This is a genomic window from Blattabacterium cuenoti (assembly GCF_014252315.1).
GTDB classification, from domain to species: Bacteria; Bacteroidota; Bacteroidia; order Flavobacteriales; family Blattabacteriaceae; genus Blattabacterium; species Blattabacterium cuenoti_AI.
In genome coordinates, this window is the sequence record NZ_CP059216.1 from 383726 (window position 1) to 403137 (window position 19412).

Consider the following 19412-nt stretch of genomic DNA (forward strand, 5'->3'; position numbering starts at 1 on the left):
TAATTTTTTATTTTTTTTTTGAAATTTTACTTTTTATAAAGTCTGTTATATATTTTAAAACAATGTCTATAGATTTAGATGAATCATCATTAGATGGAATTGGATAATGAATATCATTTGGATTTGTATTGGTATCTACCATAGCAAATATAGGAATTTTAAGTTTTTTTGCTTCTGATAAAGCTATTTTTTCTTTATCTGGATCTACTAAAAATATTCCACTAGGAATATGATTCATAGTAGATATACTTCCAAGATTTTTATAAAGTTTATTATACAATCTATCAATTAATAATCTTTCTTTTTTAGATAAAGTATTAAAAGTTCCATTTTTTTTCATTTTATCTATATTATTCATTTTTTTTATAGATTTACGAATGGTACTAAAATTAGTTAATAAACCTCCTAACCATCGTTCTGTAACACAAGGCATATTAATAATTTTTGAATAAAAATAAACTTTATCTTTTGCTTGATCTTTTGTTCCTACTAATAATACTTTTTTTCCATTTTTTATTATTTTTAATAATTCATAACAAGCTTCTTTTAATTTTATTATGGTTTTTGATAAATCTATAATGTGAATTCCTCCTTTTTTCATAAAAATAAAAGATTTCATATTGGGATTCCATTTTTTGGTAATATGCCCAAAATGAACTCCAGCTTTTAATAAATCTTGAGTATTAATTTCCATATTATATTTAACGTTTAGAAAATTGATATTTTTTTCTTGCTTTTTTTTGTCCAAATTTTTTTCTTTCTACTTCTCTAGGATCACGTGTTAATAATCCTTCATTTTTTAATTTTATTCTATTTTTTATATCTATTTTACATAAAGCCCTAGATATAGCAAGACGTATAGCCTCTACTTGTCCATTAAGACCTCCACCACAAACTTTTATATATATATTAAAATTACTTTTTTTTAATTTTAATAATTTTATTGGATAAAATATTTTATAACATAAGTATTTTGGAAAATATTTTTCTAAATTTTTAGAGTTTACAACAATTGATCCTTTTCCTTCTAACACGTTCATATAAATACGTGCAATAGATCTTTTTCTTCTTCCTATTGTATGATATATCATTTAATATTTAATAATAATTTTCAATTAAAACAGGTTTTTGTGCATCATGTTTATGATTATTATCATGATATACATAAAGATTTTTTCTTAAAATAGATTTTCTTAATTTATTTTTAGGTAACATTCTTTTTACAGAATAAAAAATAATAATTCTAGAATCTTTTTCTAAGATATTTTTAATATTAGTTTCTTTTTTTCCTCCCGGATATCCAGTATAACGAATATATTTTTTATTTATCCATTTATTACCAGTAAGTCTAATATTATTAGAATTAATAACTATAACACAATCTCCACAATTTATATATGGAGAATAACATGACTTATGTTTTCCCATTATAAAATGAGCTATTCTAGATGAAAACCTTCCAAGAACTTGATTAGTAGCATCCATAATTATCCATGATTTCTTAATCAATTTTTTATTAAATGAAGTAGTTTTAAAACTTATTGGATCCATAATTTCTAAATATAAGAATTTTTAAAAAATTATTTTAATATAAAATGACTTTTTGTCATAGAAAATTGATATTTCATATTATTATATTAATTTATTAGTTATTATCAATGTTTTATTTTAATTATGGCATAATGATTGAAACAATAAATAATATTAATATGTTATTTTTAAAATATAAAAAATGAGTAAAATTATAGGAATAGATTTAGGAACAACAAATTCTTGTGTTGCAGTAATGGAGGTTAATGATCCTGTTGTAATACCAAATTCAGAAGGAAAAAGAACAACTCCATCTATTGTAGCATTTGTTGATGGAGGAGAAAGAAAAATAGGAGATCCTGCAAAAAGACAAGCAGTAACTAATCCAAAAAAAACTATTTTTTCTATTAAAAGGTTTATGGGAAGAACATATTCAGAAGTTTCTGAAGAGTTAAAACATATACCATATGAAGTAATAAAAGGAGGAAATAATACACCTCGTGTAAATATAGATAAAAGGTTATATGCTCCTCAAGAAATATCTGCTATGATATTGCAAAAAATGAAAAAAACAGCTGAAGATTATCTAGGTCAAGAAATAAAAAAAGCAGTAATAACTGTGCCTGCTTATTTCAATGATGCTCAAAGACAAGCAACAAAGGAAGCAGGGGAAATTGCTGGGTTACAAGTGGAAAGAATAATAAATGAACCTACTGCTGCTGCATTGGCTTATGGATTAGATAAAAGTAAACAAAATAAAAAAATAGTTGTATATGATTTAGGTGGAGGAACTTTTGATGTATCTATATTAGAATTAGGAGATGGTGTTTTTGAAGTTCTTTCTACTAATGGAGATACACATTTAGGTGGAGATAATTTTGATCAAGTAATTATAGATTATTTTTCTGATTCTTTTAAATCTAAAGAAGGAGTAGATCTTAGAACAGATCCAATGGCTTTACAACGATTAAAAGAAGCATCTGAAAAAGCAAAAATAGAATTATCTTCATCTAATCAAACAGAAATTAATCTTCCTTATATAACTGCAACAGAATCTGGTCCTAAACATTTAGTAATAACTTTAACTAAATCAAAATTTGAACAACTGTCAGAAAAATTAATACGTAGATCAATAGATCCATGTTCTAAAGCATTAAAAGATGCAAATTTAACTACTAAAGATATAAATGAAGTTATTTTAGTAGGAGGATCTACTCGTATTCCAAAAGTACAAAAAGAAGTAGAAAAATTTTTTAATATAAAACCTTCTAAAGGAGTTAATCCTGATGAAGTTGTAGCAGTAGGAGCTGCAATACAAGGAGGAGTATTAACTGGAGATGTTCAAGATGTATTATTATTAGATGTAACTCCATTATCTTTAGGTATTGAAACTTTAGGAGGTGTTTTTACTAAGCTTATTGATTCAAATACTACTATTCCAACAAAGAAATCTGAAGTTTTTTCAACTGCATCTGATAATCAATCTGCAGTAACTATAAGAGTTGGACAAGGAGAACGACCTATGTTTGTAGATAATAAAGAAATAGGAAGATTTGATTTAGTGGATATTCCTTCTGCACCAAGAGGTGTTCCTCAAATAGAGGTAACATTTGATATAGATGCAAACGGAATATTAAATGTATCTGCAAAAGATAAAGGTACTGGAAAAGAACAATCAATAAAAATTGAAACTTCATCAGGATTGAATCAAAATGAAATAGATAGAATGAAAAAAGAAGCAATGGAAAATGCTAAAAAAGATGAAGAAATTAAAAAAGAAGTAGATAAACTAAATATTATAGATAATAAAATATTTTTATATGATAAACAATTAAAAGATTATGGAAATAAAATTTCTGAAAATAATAAAACAGAAATTTCAAGATTATTAGATGAATTAAAAAAAGCACGTTCTAATAAAAATATGAAGGTTATTGATGATTATATAAAAAAATTAGATGAATATTGGAATAATATATCTCAGAAAATAAATAATGAAAATAAAAATAATAATGATAAAGAAAAAGAAAATAAAAAAAGAAAAAATAATGAAAACAATGTTCAAGATGTTGATTATGAAGAAGTAAAATAAAAATTATTTATTTAATAATTTTTTTATTTTGGAATAATAGATATTTCTGTTATTCCTCCTATAACTTTTTCTCCTTTTTTTATTAAAATTTTAGAATTTATTGGAATAAATATATCAACTCTAGATCCAAATTTAATAAAACCTAATTCTTCTCCTTTTTTTACAAAAAAATTTTTTTTTGAATAAAAAATAATACGACGAGCTATAAAACCTGCTATTTGTCTTAAAAAAATTTTTTTACCATATTTATTTATTATTCCAATAGAAGTATGTTCATTTTCTAATGATGATTTATCCTTCCATGCTATAAAATATTTTCCTGTATAATATTTTATATATACTATTTTTCCTGATATAGGATATCTATTAACATGTACATTGAATAATGACATGAAAATAGAAATTTTTATGCATTTTTTATGTAAAAATTCATTTTCAAATATATTATTTATACTTAATATTTTTCCATCAGCTGGAGAAATCATTATTTCTTCTTTTTTATATTTTTCTGCCAAATTTCTATTTGGATTTCTAAAAAATAAAATTAAAAACATATAAATAATAAATAACAAAAAAAATATTATATATCTAATAATTTTAGATAAAAATATAACAGAAAAAAATATTACTAATAAAAATATAATTAGTGTATATAATAAAAATGATATACCCTCTTTATGAATCATAAAATATATCTAATTATCATTAATATTGTATAAATAATTGGAATAACAAAAATAAAACTATCCAATCTATCTAAAAAACCCCCATGTCCTGGAAATATAATACTAGAATTTTTTACATTACAATGTCTTTTTATAATTGATTCTATAAGATCTCCAATAGAACTAAATACTGATATTATAAATGAGAAAAATAACCAATAGTTATTTTTATATATCATACAAAATAAATATCCTGTTAAAATACAAAAAAATAAACCTCCAAAATATCCTTCTACAGATTTTTTAGGTGATATAGATATAAAAATTTTATTTTTTCCCCATTTATTTCCAATTATATAAGATAAAGAATCGTTAATCCAAACAAGAATAAATATTCCTAATATTATTTTTTTTCCATATAACATATATATATAACATGTTAATAAAAATGGAATTACAATATAAATTAATCCAAATGATAATATACTAATTTTTAATATTTTATCATTTTTAGTATAATATAAAAATAATTGAATTATAGAAAATGTTATAAAATATGAAACAAAAAATACTAAATATAAAGTAAATCCAATTTTTGATAAAAAATCAAAAAAAATAATAGAAAAAAAAAATAAAAAAGTTATTTTTATTAATTCTATTTTTATTTTAAACATAATTAAAAATTCAATAAAACAAATAGAAGAAATTGACATCATTACTATTCTAAATATTTTATCTCCATTTTGTATGGATAAAATAACTGATATGATATAAATAATTCCAGTAAATATTCTTGTTATAAGATTTTTATTATTTATATTTTTATACATAATATGCATTATGTAATATTATCAGCAGTTTTTTTTAACATATCATCAATCTCATCAGAAAAAGGTCTTTCTCCAAATATTTTTTTTAAATCTTCTCTAAACAAAACTTCTTTTTCCAATAATCTATTAGCTAATAAAACTAATTTTTCTTCATTATTTTTTAGAATTTTTTTAGATCTATTATATTGTTCTGAAATAATTTTTGATATTTCTTCATCTATAATTTGAGCAGTTTTTTCACTATATGGTTTAGAAAAATTAAAATCATCTTGACCAGTAGAATCGTAATAAGAAATGTTACCAATTCTATCGTTTAATCCAAAAATTACAACCATAGATTGAGCTTGTTTTGTTACTCTCTCTAAATCATTTAATGCTCCTGTAGAAACTGATTTAAAAATAATTTCTTCAGCTGATCTTCCAGCTAATAGAGCACATATTTCGTCTTTCATCTGTTCTGGAGTTGTTATTTGTCTTTCTTCTGGTAAATACCATGCAGAACCTAAAGATCTTCCTCTAGGTATTATAGTAACTTTAACCAAAGGAGAAGCGTGCTCTAATAACCAACTTATAACAGCATGTCCAGCTTCATGATATGCAATTCTTTTTTTTTCGTTTGGTTTAATTATTTTATTTTTTTTTTCCAATCCACCAATTATACGATCTATTGCGTCTAAAAAATCTTGATTTTTTATTTTTTTTCTACTTTTTCTTGCTGCAATAAGAGCAGATTCGTTGCAAACATTTGCAATATCAGCTCCACTAAATCCTGGAGTTTGTCTTGCTAAAAAACCTATATTAACATTTTTAGATAAAACTAATTTTTTTAAATGAACTTTAAATATTTCTATTCTTTCATTTAATTCTGGAGGATCAACTAAAATAGTTCTATCAAAACGTCCAGGACGTAATAATGCTTTATCCAATATATCAGAACGGTTAGTTGCTGCTAAAACAATAACATTAATATTAGTTCCAAATCCATCCATTTCTGTTAATAATTGATTTAATGTATTTTCTCTTTCGTCATTTGATCCTGCTATACTACTTTTTCCTCTTGCTCTTCCTATTGCATCTATCTCATCAATAAATATTATACATGGAGATTTTTCTTTAGCTTTTTCAAACAAATCTCTAACTCTAGAAGCTCCTACTCCTACAAACATTTCTACAAAATCTGATCCTGATAAAGAAAAAAATGGAACTTTTGCTTCTCCTGCTACAGCTTTTGCTAATAAAGTTTTTCCAGTACCTGGAGGTCCTATTAGTAATGCTCCTTTAGGTATTTTACCCCCAAGTTTAGTATATCTTTGAGGACTTTTTAAAAATTCTACTATTTCTTGAACTTCTTCTTTAGCACCTTCTAATCCAGCTACATCTTTAAATGTAATTTTTACATCATCATTTTCATCAAATAATTTTGCTTTAGATTTTCCAATATTAAATATTTGACCTCCAGGACCACTTCCTGCTGCACTTATTCTTTTGAATAAAAAAATCCAAAATAATATTAATAGTACAAAAAAAATACCATAATCAAAAAAAAATTTAGTTATTGTATATTCTTGTTGATTTTTAAAATCAATAACAGTATTTAATTTATATTTCTTTTTATATTCTTCAAATTTTCTTTGAAAAAACTGTAGATCACCTATTTCAAATTCATATTGTAATGGATTTTGTTGTCCAATAAATTTTTTTTTATCATAATTATTTATATTTTCATTTTCATTTAAAAATTCTTTTTTTAAATAAACTTGAACAAGTTCTTTATGCTTTACAATAATTTTTTCTATTTTTTTCTTAGATAGAATTTCAAAAAAAGTATCTTGATCTATTTTCTTTGGATTAGAAAAAGAAGATCTAAAAAAAAATATAATTAAAAATACGGCAAATATTACAGCGTAAATCCAAAAGAAATTACTTCTATTTTTCAATTTTTTGTCTATCATACTAAAAATTTCTCCATTTTTTTATAAATTAATTTAATAAAAACCAATTCTGATATTAACAAAATTTATATTCTTATATTTAATTATCTATTGTTTTTTCTTTCCAAAAATTATCTATATCATAATACAATCTAGTTTTTTCTTGAAAAATATGTACAACAATAGAAATATAATCTAATAATATCCATTCTCTATTTTTTAATCCTTCTTTATGCCAAGGTTTTTCATTTAATTTATTTTTTGTAATTTTTTCTATAGATTGAAATATTGCATAAACTTGATTCTTGGATTTTCCATTACAAATAATAAAATAATCACATATAAAATTTTTATTTTTTATATTCAAAATGGAAATGTTTTCTCCCTTAACTATTTGAATACCTTTCAAGATTATTTTTAATAACAAAATAAAAAAATTTTTTCATTAAATTGAAACAAAAATAATATTTTCATTTTTAAATGAAAATGAATTTTTTATTACTTATAAAGAAAATATAAAAACATTTTGATAAAATTTATATGGCCAATAGATATTATTTATTTAAATAAAATTGATTCAACTAATAAATTTGCAAGAAGATATTTTAATAATTTTTTTTATAAAAATGAAAAATGGATAATAATACGATCAGATAATCAAACAGATGGAATAGGTATTAGTGGAACATGGGTTTCAGAATATAAAAAAAATTTAACTTTTAGTATATTTTTTAATCCTAAGAATATATATGTTTATGATGGATTTATATTAAATATTATAACTAGTAATGCAATTCATAAAGTTTTGTCAAAAAAAATAAATAATATAGTTTATATAAAATGGCCAAACGATATTATTATTAATAATAAAAAAGTAGGAGGAATTTTAATAGAAAATAGAATTTCTTTCAAAAAAATTAACAGTACTATTATTGGAATAGGAATAAATATAAAACAAAATAAATTTAATCCTAATTGGAATGCTTCGTCTTTAAATATGATTTTAAATATAAATTTTGAATTAGATTTGATATTTTTTGAAATTATTTTTTTTATTCAAAAAGAATATTTTAATTATTTAAATAATAAACATATACAAAAATATTTTATTGAAAATCTTTATTTAAAGAATAAAATATTTAAATTTTTTTCTTATAAACATAATTATATATTATCAGGAGTTATAAAATCTGTAACAAATAAAGGATTCTTACTTGTGGAAAGTAATAGTAAAAAATATCTTTTTTGGCAAAAAGATATTAAATTTTTATAAAAATCATTATTATATTCATAATAATTTTTTTTCATTTAAAAAAAATTTTTTAATAAAAAAGAAAAATCCAATATTTATTATATTAGAAGTAAAATAATATAAAGATAAAGCAGATGCATAACTATTTATAAATAATAACATTATAATAGGCATTATATATAACATATAATTCATATTTGATGAAAAAGGATTATATTCATAATTATTGTTAATATTTAAATTACTACCATTATTACTTAATTTAGTATAAATCACTAGTGCTAAAGAATATAACAAAGTTAATAAACTTACATGATTTCCGTAAAATGGAATAAAAAATGGTAATTCTAAAATAGAATCATATGAAGTTAGATCATCTACCCAAAGAAACGATTTTCCTCTCAAATTAATTAATGTTGGAAAAAATTTAAATAAAGAGTAAAATATAGGAATTTGTAATAATGCAGATAAACATCCAGACATAGGATTAATTCCAGATTTTTTATATAAATCAATCATTTTTTTCTGTTTCTTTAAAATATCTTTTTCTTCATTTATTTTTTCTATATCTGGACGTATTAATTTCATTATAGCACTTAATTTATATTGTTTATAAGTAATTGGGGATAATAACAATTTTACTACAATAGTCATTAGTATAATAATTACTCCATAATTTAAATTAGTTTTTTCTAAAAATTGAAATATTGTAAGAAAAAAATATTTATTAATCCATTTTAAAAATCCCCATCCAAATGGAATAATATCTTCATAATTATTTTTATATTTTTTTAATAAATTAAAATCTAATGGACCAAAATAAAAACGAATAAAAAAATTTAATTCACTATTTTTATTTATTAATGTATTTATTCTAATTTTTTTTAGATTGTTTTCGTTAGAAATATTTTCAGAATCAATAAAAATATTATTTAAAATTTTGTTAGGATTAATTATTGTAGTAAAAAACTGTTGTTTACAAGCTATCCATTTGACATTATTAAATCTTTTTTTTTCTGTTTGTTTTTCAGATAAATAATTTATTGATGATTTATTTTTCTTATTATCATAAGAGCAATAATAAACTTGAGTATAAGAATTTTCCCAATTTTTATCCTTTTCTAAAGGAATTAAATCTTGTTTTATATCCAAATATGTAGTATAATTATTAATTAATCTAAAATTTTCTGTTTTAATAAAAAAATCTACATTGTATTTATTACCTTTTTCTATCTTGTATATATAATACAAAAATCCTTTTCCATATGGATTATTAGCTTTTAAAACAATGATATTATGTTTTTTGGTTTCTTTTTTAAGAAAAAGTTTAAAATGTAGTTTATCAGTAGTTATACTTTTACCATTTTTATTACTAAAAAATATTCTATATAAAAAACTATAATTTTTAGATAAAAAAAGATTTTTATTTATTTTATTGGAAGAAGACTTATTTAAATGATAATTATATGATTTATACTTTTTTAAAAGTATATCACTTATAACACCTCCTAAACTAGATATTTTTATATTAATTACTTTATTTTCTAAAACAAATAATTTTTCAGGATTTTCATTATTTTTTCTATTTATATGTAAAAAATCAATTTTTTCATGACTAACATATTTTACTTTTTGATTTTTTTCATTATTATTAAATAAATATGTAAAAATCATTAAAATAAAAAATATAAGAAATAATCCTATTATAGAATTATAATCTAAATTTTTATCTCTCATAATATAAAAATATTCTAAACATCATACGATTTATATTTCTTAGAATTTAAAATAAAAGAAACAAATAAAGGATGAGGATTTATTACTGTACTTTTATATTCTGGATGATATTGAACTCCTATAAAAAATAAATGAGTTTTTAATTCTAAAGCTTCTACTAATCCAGTTTCTGGATTTAATCCAACAGCTTTCATCCCAAAATTAGAAAAAATTTTTAAATAATTATTATTGAATTCATACCTATGACGATGTCTTTCAAAAATTTCACTTTTACCATAAATAGAAAATAATTTAGATTTTTTTATTAGAATACATTTCCAATTTCCTAAACGCATAGTTCCTCCTTTTTCTAAAATTTTTTTTTGTTTTTTCATTAACTTTATAATTGGATCGGAAGTAAATGGATTAATTTCATAACTATCTGCATTTTTTAATCCTAAAACATTTCTAGCAAATTCTATTGCAGAAATTTGCATACCCAAACATATTCCAAGAAATGGAATTTTATTTTCTCTAGCATATTTTGTTGCCAATATTTTTCCTTCTACTCCTCTTTTTCCAAATCCTGGAGCTATTAAAATTCCAGATATATTTTCAAAAAATTTTTTCATATTATTTTCTTTAATCATTTCGGAATAAATCCATTTTATTTTAATAGATATTCTATTTTTAGTTCCCGCATGAATTAACGCTTCTATAATAGATTTATAAGAATCACGTAAAGAAACATACTTTCCAACTAATGCTATTTTTACTTCCCATTTTGGATGTTTGTATTTTTTTATAAATGATTTCCATTTATTTAAATATATATTTTTTGAAGAAATATATTCTAATTTTAAGTGATTTAAAACTTTTTTATCAAAATTTTGTAAATGCAATAAATAAGGTATTTCATATATAATTTTAGTATCAATAGATTCTATTACATATTCAGGATTAACATTACAAAATAATGATAATTTTTTTCTAACATTATCAGATATATGTTTTTTGGTTCTGCAAACAATGATATCTACTTGTAATCCATTTTCCATTAAATTTCTAACTGAATGTTGTGTTGGTTTTGTTTTTAACTCTCCGCTAACAGAAATATATGGCAATAATGTTAAATGAATTATTAAACTATTAAATTTTCCTAATTCCCACCTTAATTGTCTTATAGACTCAATATATGGTAATATTTCAATATCTCCTACAGTTCCTCCTATTTCAGTAATAATAACATCATACTTATTACTTTTTCCAATAATATTAATACGTCTTTTAATTTCATTAGTTATATGAGGAATAACTTGAACAGTTTTTCCTAAATAATCACCTTTTCTTTCATTATCTATGACTGTTTTATATACTAATCCAGAAGTAATATTATTATATTTTGTTGTATTTTGATTCAAAAATCTTTCATAATGACCCAAATCCATATCTGTCTCAAATCCATCTTCAGTTACAAAACATTCTCCATGTTCGTATGGATTTAAAGTTCCAGGATCTACATTAAGATAAGGATCTAATTTCAATATAGATACTTTATATCCTTTAGACTTAAGTAAAATCCCTAATGAAGCAGAAACGATTCCTTTTCCTAATGATGAAATAACACCACCTGTTACAAAAACATATTTTGTTTTTAACATATCTTAAAATCAACGTAATTTATATGTAATTTTTTAATATTTATAAAAAATTATAAATTTTTTTTTATATTTACCAAAATAAGGGCAAGTCCTACACTATCAGCTCCCTTATTAATCCTCCAGGGTGGGAACACAGCAAAGGCAAATTAGGTTGTAGCGATGTGATGTAGAAAAGCTTGTCCTTTTTAAATCCTAGATTAAAATTTTAAAAGATGGATATTAATTTATGAATAATAATTCATTAAAATGTTCTTTTTGTGGAAGAAAAAAAGAAGATTTAACTATATTGATATCAGGAATAAATGCTCATATATGTGGATTTTGTATAGAAAAAAGTCATTCTATTATTCATCATAATTATATTAATAAAGAAAAAATTAATAAGAAAAAATTATATATAGATTTATCAAAAAAACCTAAAAATATTAAATCATTTTTAGATAAATATATTATAGGTCAAGAAGAAACAAAGAAAGTTATATCTGTTGCTGTATATAATCATTATAAAATGATATATTTAAATGAAAAAAATATAGATACATGTAAAGATAATTCTATAGAAATAGAAAAATCCAATATATTGTTAATTGGGCCGACAGGAACTGGTAAAACTTTAATAGCTAAAAGTATAGCTAATTTATTAAAAGTTCCTTTTACAATTGCAGATGCTACATCGTTAACTGAAGCTGGATATGTTGGAGAAGATGTAGAATCTATATTAACTAGATTATTACAATCATCAGATTATGACATAAATTCTGCAGAAAAAGGTGTTGTTTTCATAGATGAAATAGACAAAATCTCTAGAAAAAGTAATAATCCTTCTATTACTAGAGATGTATCTGGAGAAGGAGTACAACAAGCATTATTAAAAATTATAGAAGGTACTATTGTAAATGTTCCACCTCAAGGTGGAAGAAAACATCCAGAACAAAAGATGATTCAAATAAATACCAGTAATATTTTGTTTATAGGTGGAGGAACTTTTAATGGAATTGAAAATATTATTAAGGAAAGAAATAATAATATATCTTCTATTGGTTTTATTAATAAAAATAAAAATAATTTAGATAGATTTTTTTCAAAAAAAAGTATTTTACCATTAGACTTAAAAAAATTTGGATTAATTCCTGAATTGATAGGTAGATTTCCTATTATTACCTGTTTAAGTTCATTAGATAAAAAAAATTTAAAAAAAATTTTAATAGAACCTAAAAATTCTCTAATAAATCAATATAAAAAATTATTTAATTTAGATAATATTAAATTAAGTATAACAAATAATGCTTTAGATATTATTGTAAAAAAAACCTATCAATTAGGACTTGGAGCTAGAGGATTACGTGTTTTTTGTGAAAAAATTTTTTTAGATTATATATTTAACATTGATAAAATAAAAGATGGAAAATTAGAAATAACTAAGGATATAATTATAAATAAAATTTATTAATTATTTTTAATAATTGTAAAAATATTTTTAATTAAATTTTTTAATCCATTCTTTTTTAAAGAAGAAACAAATATTATTTTTTCTTTAATATTTGAAAAATAATTAGTTATATATTTTTTTTTGTTATCACTAATCAATTCTGATTTAGATATTACTAATATTCTTTTTTTATTTAATAATTTTTTATTAAAATTATTTAATTCTTCTAATAATACTTTATACTGATAATATTCATTATTATTTTCAGGAGAAATTAATAATAATAAAATTGAACTACGTTCTATATGTCTTAAAAAATTATTTCCTAATCCTTTTCCAATATAAGATTTTTCTATAATTCCCGGAATATCTAAAACAACAAATGATTCAAAATTTATGGTTAAAATTCCTATATATGGAATTTTATTAGTAAAATAAAAATTTCCTATTTTTGGTTTAGCATTTGTTAATACAGAAAGTAAAGTTGATTTACCTACATTAGGTAATCCTATTATACTAATATCTGATAATATTTTTAGTTCCAAAATTATCCATTTACCTTTTGTTTTTATTCCATTTTGTGCATAAAAAAAATTTTTATTTCTTGAATTTTTAAAAAAATAATTGCCTTTTCCTCCTTTTCCACCTTTGAATAAAATTTTTTTTTGAAGATTTTCAGTAATTTCTATAATTATATTGTTATGTTCATTTTTAACAACAGTTCCTATTGGAACTTCTATTAATAAATTTTTTCCATTTGATCCAGTAATATTATTTTTTTTTCCAGGATTTCCAGAATTTGCTATCCAATGTTTATGATATTTTAAATGAATAAATGTATGAATATTTGAATTTCCTTGTATAAATATATTCCCACCATTCCCACCTGAACCTCCATCTGGACTTCCTTTCATAGTCTGTCTTTTCCTGTTAAAATGAATAATCCCTTTACCTCCATCTCCACTTTTACAAAAAATTCTAATAAAATCTACGAAAGAATTTTTCATAAATTATTTTTTATAATTAAATTATTTATTTTTCTATCTATGATATAAGATAATTTTTTTATGGAAAAAGAAGCATCTAATTTCATAATAATATTTTTCCATTTTATATTTTTCCATATAAAATAAGTTTCATTATTATATGCCTCTATTCTTTTTTTTATAATTGTAATATTCATATCATCATTACGAAATTTTTCTTTTCCTCTTTTTAATAATCTATTTATTAACGACTTATTATCAATTAAGAAAAAAAATATTATACTTATTTTTCCTATAGAAAATTTTTTTAAAGTTTTTTCTAAAGAAATTATTTGATTTTTAGTTCTTGGATATCCATCATAAATAATTCCTTTATAAGAAGAAAGTTTTTTTATTTCTGTATTTACTATATTTGTGGTAATAATATCAGGAACTAATTCTCCTTTATTTATATAAAAAGCAACAATTTTTCCTAAATCAGTATTTTTTTTTATATGATTTCTAAATATTTTTCCAGTAGATAAATGAATAAAACCAAAATTATTTGCTATAATTTTAGCTTGAGTTCCTTTACCACATCCAGGAGGTCCTGATAATATAATATGTACCATAAAAATAATATGTATAGGAAAAAAATTAATAATGTAATAAAATTATATAAGAATAAACTATAAATAAAAAATTACTTATTTATAAGCACTAATTATAGATTCATAAATAGATTCATTTAATGATGGATGAGAATAAATTCCATTTAACATTTCATGCGCAGTTGTTTCTAAATTTCTGGATATCATTACTTCTGATATAATATTTCCAATATTTTTTCCTATTATATGACATCCTAACCATTCATCATATTCTTTATCAAAAATTACTTTTATAAATCCATCAGTATTTCCATAAATAATTGCACTGTTAAGTGAATTAAAAGGAAATTTTGATATTAATAATTGATATCCGTTTTTTATAGCTTCTTTTTCTGTATAACCTATAGTAGCTATTTCCAAATTAGAAATAATATGTCTAGGAATATTATTATAATCAATTTTTTTATAATTTAATCCTTTTATATTTTCAATGCAATTTATAGCTTCTTTTGAAGCTATATTAATTGTAGAATAAGGTCTTATTACGTCTCCAATAGCATAATATCCTGGTATATTTGTTTTATAATTTTCATCAACTATTATAAAATTATTATCAACTTGAATTCCTATATTTTCTAATCCAATAGATTTAATATTTGGAATTGTATCTTCATCTTTAGTAAATAATATTGCGTCTGATTTTATATTTTTTATTGAATTATTATTTTTCAATAAATCAAAAAATACTTTATCATTTTTTTTTTTTATATTATCAATGATAGAATTTGTATAAACTTCTATTCCAATATTTTTATAATATATTTCTAAATATTTAGATATATCATAATCTCCATTTGGAAAAATGGTATTATTAAATTCTACTATACGAATTTTAGCTCCTAAAAAATAATATAAGTATACAAATTCTAAACTAATATATCCAGATCCTACGATTGTTATATCTTTTATATTCTCACTTAATAAAATTGCTTCTTTATAAGTTATTATTTTTTTTTTATCATATATATTTTTTTTCCAAATTTTATTAGTAGATCCTGTTGCTATTATTATATGTGAAGCGTAATGTTCTTCTATATTATTATTTTTTATTACTTCAACTTTATTATGTTTTTTTAATATAGCATTTCCATAAATAATGTGAATTTTATTTTTTTTTATTAAAAATAAAATATTATTTTTTATTTTATTTACTATATTATCACATTCTGAAATAATATTGGAAAAATTAGGATTTATATTATTATAATTTACTCCGAATAAATTTTGATTTTCTTTTAAAGATTGTAAAATTTTTATTTTATTTAAAATAAATTTAATTGGAACACATCCAAAGTATAAATAATTATTTCCAATAGAATTTTTTTCTATTATAGCTGTTTTCATTCCAAGTTGAGAAGATCGTATAGCAGAAACATATCCAGCTTGACCACCTCCTAATATAATAACATCGAAATTCATAAAATTTGTTAAATATAGAATAATATAAAATTACAGATTTTTAATCATAAAGAATTTTTTATATATTTAATGTATATTAATATTATATATATGATGAAATTTTTTTTAGATACAGCTAATTTAGAAGAAATTAAACAAGCAATATCAATTGGAATATTAGATGGAGTAACTACAAATCCATCTTTAATTGCAAGAGAATCTTTATTCAATAAAAAAGATATTCAAAAACATTATAAAAATATATGTTATTTGCTAAATAAAAATGAAGATTTAAGTGCTGAAGTTATTAGTAATAATTATAATGATATTATAGAAGAAGGAATAGAATTATCATCTTTACATCCAAAAATTGTTGTAAAAATTCCAGCTACAAAAATAGGAATTAAAGCGATAAAATTTTTTTCAGAAAAAAAAATAAATACTAATTGTACTCTTGTTTTTTCTGCTGGACAAGCTATTTTAGCTGCAAAATCAGGTGCTACTTATATATCTCCATTTTTAGGAAGATTAGATGATGTATCTTATGATGGATTAAACTTAATAAGAGATATTAAAATTATTTATGATGAATATAGATTTAATACCAAAATACTAGCAGCATCTATTAGAAATCCAATACATATTATAGAATGTGCAAAAATGGGAATATATGCAATAACATCTCCTATCAATGTTATTAATCATTTATTTAATCATCCATTAACAAACATAGGATTGGAAAATTTTTTAAAAGAATTTAATAATTTTTAAAAGAATTTAATAATTTTTAAAAGAATTTAATAATTTTTAAAAGAATTTAATAATTTTTAAAAGAATTTAATAATAATAATAAAATATTTACAAATTAATTTTATTATTTAACAAATAATAAATAGCTATAGAAGTAGATTTAGGTATACTTTCATAAAATTTAGATAATTCTATTTGTTCTTTGTTTTCAAATGTTTCTTCTAAATTATTGTTTTTATTAATAATATTAAATTCTTCTAGTTTTTTATCTAAATCATTTTTTATTTTATTATTTATTTTACTGCTTATTTTATCTAAAATACATATTGTATTATATATATTTTTTTTAGATTTTTTTTCTAAAACATCTCTATCTACAGTAATAGTATTTACTGGAATATCATTTATATTTTCTATTAGAAAACTCATAAATAAATATATTTTTATAAAAATTTAATTTATAAGAAAGATATAATTTTTTTATTAAAATTTTTATAAATTAATTTAATTTTTTAGTTATTTTAATTTTATTAATATCTTTATCAAATAAGTATAATCCTAGTCGATTATTTTCCACTAATTTAATTTTATCTAAAATCATTTTACATAAAAATTCTTCTTTCATTTGTTCTTCTACATACCATTGTAAAAAATTATAAGTAAAATAATCTTTTTCTATTAAAGAAACTTCTACTAAATAATTAATATTTTTAGATATTGATTTTTCATGTTTAAACAAAATTTGAAATAATTCATATAGATTATTATATTTATTTTTATTATTATTTATAATTATATTATTTTTATCTATATAATATCCATTACCCCCTCTTACATTAATATATTTCATCAATTTTAACATGTGAAATCTTTCTTCATCAGAATGATTATATAAAAATCTAGAAACACCTTCAAATCCTTTATTTTCAGACCAAGATGCCATATTTAAATATAAATGAGAAGATTCTAATTCTCTATTTAATTGTTTTACTAATTCTATTTTAATTTTTTCTTTCATTTTTTTACAATAATTAATTTTAAATAAATTAATTAATGTTTTTTAAACAATGTTGTATATCATTTCTTAATGATTTTGTTCCAACCAGTAATGGAAGTCTAACATATGGATCACATATTCCTATTATACTTAATAATAATTTTATACCTGAAGGATTTCCTTCTTTATAAATTAAATTAATCATATCAATAATTTTATAAAAAATAGAAAAAGATTTTTTAACATTATTATTCATAGCTAAATTAATCATATTAGAAATTTGATTAGGTAATCCTTGAGCTATTACTGATATAACACTATCTCCTCCTCCTAATATAATTGGAATAGTTATAAAATCATCTCCAGATATTAAACTAAAATTATACAATTTTTTTTGAATAATTTTATAAGATTGTAATATATTTCCAGATGCTTCTTTTATTCCAACTATATTATTTTTAAACTCATTAGATAAACGTAAAACAGTTTCAGGTAAAACGTTAGTTCCAGTTCTTTTAGGAACATTGTAAATAATTATTTTTATATTTTCATTTGTATGTTTAATTATAGATTTGTAATGTTGATAAACTCCATTTTGAGTTGGTCTATTATAATAAGGAGAAACAGACAAAATTGCATGAAAATCAGATAAATTTTTTATACTATTAATTTGTTTTATAACATTTTCTGTATTATTACTTCCTATCCCTAATATTAAGGGAAGTCTTCCGAAATTTATAGAACAAACACACTCAATAATATCTTTTTTTTCATCTAAAGAAAGCGTAGAAGATTCTGCTGTAGTTCCTAATAAAACTAAATAATTTACATTGTTATTTATAACATATTTTACAAGTTTTTCTAGTCCATTAAAATCAATATTACCATTTTTTTTAAAAGGAGTAACTAACGCTACACCTGTTCCATATAATTTTTTCATAAAATTAGATCACAACATAATAATTTAAAAAAATATTAGATTAAAAATCTTTTTTAAAAATGTTAGTACAAACAGATGTAAGCGCATAAAAAAACAAAATAATTTAGATTAAAAATCTTTTTTTGTTCTTGGTCTAGCTGCTGATACAACAATATTTCTTCCCATGAATTCTGTTCCATTTAATTTTTCTATAGCCTTTTTTGCATTTTCTTCACTAGACATTTCTATAAATCCAAATCCTTTACTTCTTTTATTTGATGTAGATTCATCAAAAATTATCTTTGCATGATTAACCTTTCCTACAGACTCAAAATATTCTTTTAATTCTTGTTCTGTCATATCATATGATAAATTTCCTACGTATAATTTCGTGTTTGTGTTATTGTCCATATTTAATTTATAAATTGTTTTAATAAAACAAATTTAGAGAAATATTTCTTTGCATAAAAAGTAAAAATACATAAACTGTTATAATTATTGAATATAATTGAATATAACTGATGATATTTTATTGTGTTTATTGTGTTAAAATAATAAATTATTATTTTGTTAATAAAAAATAAAAAAACATAATCATATAATATA

20 protein-coding genes are annotated in these 19412 nt (G+C 20.8%); 4 read left to right on the plus strand and 16 right to left on the minus strand.

From position 1 onward, the window contains the following. Window positions 1–7 precede the first annotated feature (7 nt). From rpsB to rplM, 3 genes are read right to left on the minus strand one after another with little or no spacing between them, the layout of a single operon-like run. The gene (rpsB, locus tag H0H39_RS01900; protein ID WP_185877210.1) at window positions 8–694 is read right to left on the minus strand and encodes a 30S ribosomal protein S2; all 687 of its coding nucleotides are present in this window, start codon (window positions 692–694) and stop codon (window positions 8–10) included. A gap of 7 nt (window positions 695–701) precedes the next feature. Beyond that, window positions 702–1091 (minus strand): 30S ribosomal protein S9, encoded by a 390-nt coding sequence (gene rpsI / locus H0H39_RS01905; RefSeq protein WP_185877211.1) that lies wholly within the window; start codon window positions 1089–1091, stop codon window positions 702–704. 7 nt (window positions 1092–1098) lie between these two features. Further along, window positions 1099–1551, minus strand: a complete 453-nt coding sequence (gene rplM / locus H0H39_RS01910; protein ID WP_185877212.1) for a 50S ribosomal protein L13 — start codon at window positions 1549–1551, stop codon at window positions 1099–1101. Window positions 1552–1732: 181 nt separating this feature from the next. On the opposite strand from rplM, the gene dnaK reads away from it, so the two are divergent. Beyond that, on the plus strand, window positions 1733–3622 hold the full coding sequence (dnaK, locus tag H0H39_RS01915; protein ID WP_185877213.1) for a molecular chaperone DnaK: 1890 nt from the start codon (window positions 1733–1735) through the stop codon (window positions 3620–3622). A 23-nt stretch (window positions 3623–3645) separates the two neighbouring features. On the opposite strand, the gene H0H39_RS01920 is transcribed toward dnaK, so the two are convergent. From H0H39_RS01920 to rsfS, 4 genes are all read right to left on the minus strand, one after another. Then, a complete protein-coding gene (locus H0H39_RS01920) occupies window positions 3646–4308 on the minus strand; it encodes a phosphatidylserine decarboxylase family protein (RefSeq protein WP_185877214.1) in 663 nt (220 codons plus the stop codon). Further along, window positions 4305–5117: a phosphatidate cytidylyltransferase gene (locus H0H39_RS01925; protein ID WP_185877215.1), complete on the minus strand. Its 813-nt coding sequence runs from the start codon at window positions 5115–5117 to the stop codon at window positions 4305–4307. The genes H0H39_RS01920 and H0H39_RS01925 overlap by 4 nt, the downstream gene beginning before the upstream one ends. A gap of 8 nt (window positions 5118–5125) precedes the next feature. Then, window positions 5126–7069, minus strand: a complete 1944-nt coding sequence (gene ftsH / locus H0H39_RS01930) for an ATP-dependent zinc metalloprotease FtsH (RefSeq protein ID WP_185877216.1) — start codon at window positions 7067–7069, stop codon at window positions 5126–5128. 79 nt (window positions 7070–7148) lie between these two features. Beyond that, entirely contained in the window at window positions 7149–7475 is a 327-nt protein-coding gene (rsfS, locus tag H0H39_RS01935; protein ID WP_185877217.1) for a ribosome silencing factor, read from the minus strand. A 99-nt stretch (window positions 7476–7574) separates the two neighbouring features. Here rsfS and H0H39_RS01940 point away from each other — a divergent pair, with 99 nt between their 5' ends. Further along, a complete protein-coding gene (locus H0H39_RS01940) occupies window positions 7575–8321 on the plus strand; it encodes a biotin--[acetyl-CoA-carboxylase] ligase (RefSeq protein WP_185877218.1) in 747 nt (248 codons plus the stop codon). Between the two features lie 15 nt (window positions 8322–8336). Here the strand turns inward: H0H39_RS01940 and yidC are convergent, their stop codons facing one another. Next, window positions 8337–10037 (minus strand): membrane protein insertase YidC, encoded by a 1701-nt coding sequence (yidC, locus tag H0H39_RS01945; protein WP_185877219.1) that lies wholly within the window; start codon window positions 10035–10037, stop codon window positions 8337–8339. Between the two features lie 14 nt (window positions 10038–10051). Further along, window positions 10052–11677 carry a CTP synthase gene (locus H0H39_RS01950; protein ID WP_185877220.1) on the minus strand — a complete coding sequence of 542 codons (1626 nt, stop codon included), beginning with the start codon at window positions 11675–11677 and terminating at the stop codon, window positions 10052–10054. A gap of 226 nt (window positions 11678–11903) precedes the next feature. Here H0H39_RS01950 and clpX point away from each other — a divergent pair, with 226 nt between their 5' ends. Continuing rightward, window positions 11904–13127 carry an ATP-dependent Clp protease ATP-binding subunit ClpX gene (clpX, locus tag H0H39_RS01960; RefSeq protein ID WP_185877221.1) on the plus strand — a complete coding sequence of 408 codons (1224 nt, stop codon included), beginning with the start codon at window positions 11904–11906 and terminating at the stop codon, window positions 13125–13127. Here the strand turns inward: clpX and obgE are convergent. From obgE to H0H39_RS01975, 3 genes are all read right to left on the minus strand, one after another. Beyond that, entirely contained in the window at window positions 13124–14113 is a 990-nt protein-coding gene (gene obgE / locus H0H39_RS01965) for a GTPase ObgE (RefSeq protein ID WP_185877222.1), read from the minus strand. The two genes, clpX and obgE, sit on opposite strands and share 4 nt — an antisense overlap. Continuing rightward, complete coding sequence (locus H0H39_RS01970; RefSeq protein ID WP_185877223.1) at window positions 14110–14703, minus strand: adenylate kinase family protein; 594 nt, start codon at window positions 14701–14703, stop codon at window positions 14110–14112. The genes obgE and H0H39_RS01970 overlap by 4 nt, the downstream gene beginning before the upstream one ends. Window positions 14704–14778: 75 nt before the next feature. Further along, the gene (locus tag H0H39_RS01975) at window positions 14779–16161 is read right to left on the minus strand and encodes a dihydrolipoyl dehydrogenase family protein (RefSeq protein ID WP_185877224.1); all 1383 of its coding nucleotides are present in this window, start codon (window positions 16159–16161) and stop codon (window positions 14779–14781) included. A gap of 93 nt (window positions 16162–16254) precedes the next feature. On the opposite strand from H0H39_RS01975, the gene fsa reads away from it, so the two are divergent. Continuing rightward, entirely contained in the window at window positions 16255–16911 is a 657-nt protein-coding gene (gene fsa, locus H0H39_RS01980) for a fructose-6-phosphate aldolase (protein WP_185877642.1), read from the plus strand. 87 nt (window positions 16912–16998) lie between these two features. On the opposite strand, the gene H0H39_RS01985 is transcribed toward fsa, so the two are convergent. The 4 genes from H0H39_RS01985 to H0H39_RS02000 all read right to left on the minus strand — a co-directional run bounded on the left by H0H39_RS01985 (window position 16999) and on the right by H0H39_RS02000 (window position 19217). Next, window positions 16999–17319: a hypothetical protein gene (locus H0H39_RS01985; RefSeq protein WP_185877225.1), complete on the minus strand. Its 321-nt coding sequence runs from the start codon at window positions 17317–17319 to the stop codon at window positions 16999–17001. A gap of 70 nt (window positions 17320–17389) precedes the next feature. After that, a complete protein-coding gene (locus tag H0H39_RS01990; RefSeq protein ID WP_185877226.1) occupies window positions 17390–17908 on the minus strand; it encodes a ferritin in 519 nt (172 codons plus the stop codon). A 28-nt stretch (window positions 17909–17936) separates the two neighbouring features. Continuing rightward, window positions 17937–18827: a 4-hydroxy-tetrahydrodipicolinate synthase gene (gene dapA / locus H0H39_RS01995; protein WP_185877227.1), complete on the minus strand. Its 891-nt coding sequence runs from the start codon at window positions 18825–18827 to the stop codon at window positions 17937–17939. Window positions 18828–18935: 108 nt separating this feature from the next. After that, a complete protein-coding gene (locus H0H39_RS02000) occupies window positions 18936–19217 on the minus strand; it encodes an RNA recognition motif domain-containing protein (protein ID WP_185877228.1) in 282 nt (93 codons plus the stop codon). Window positions 19218–19412: the final 195 nt, after the last annotated feature.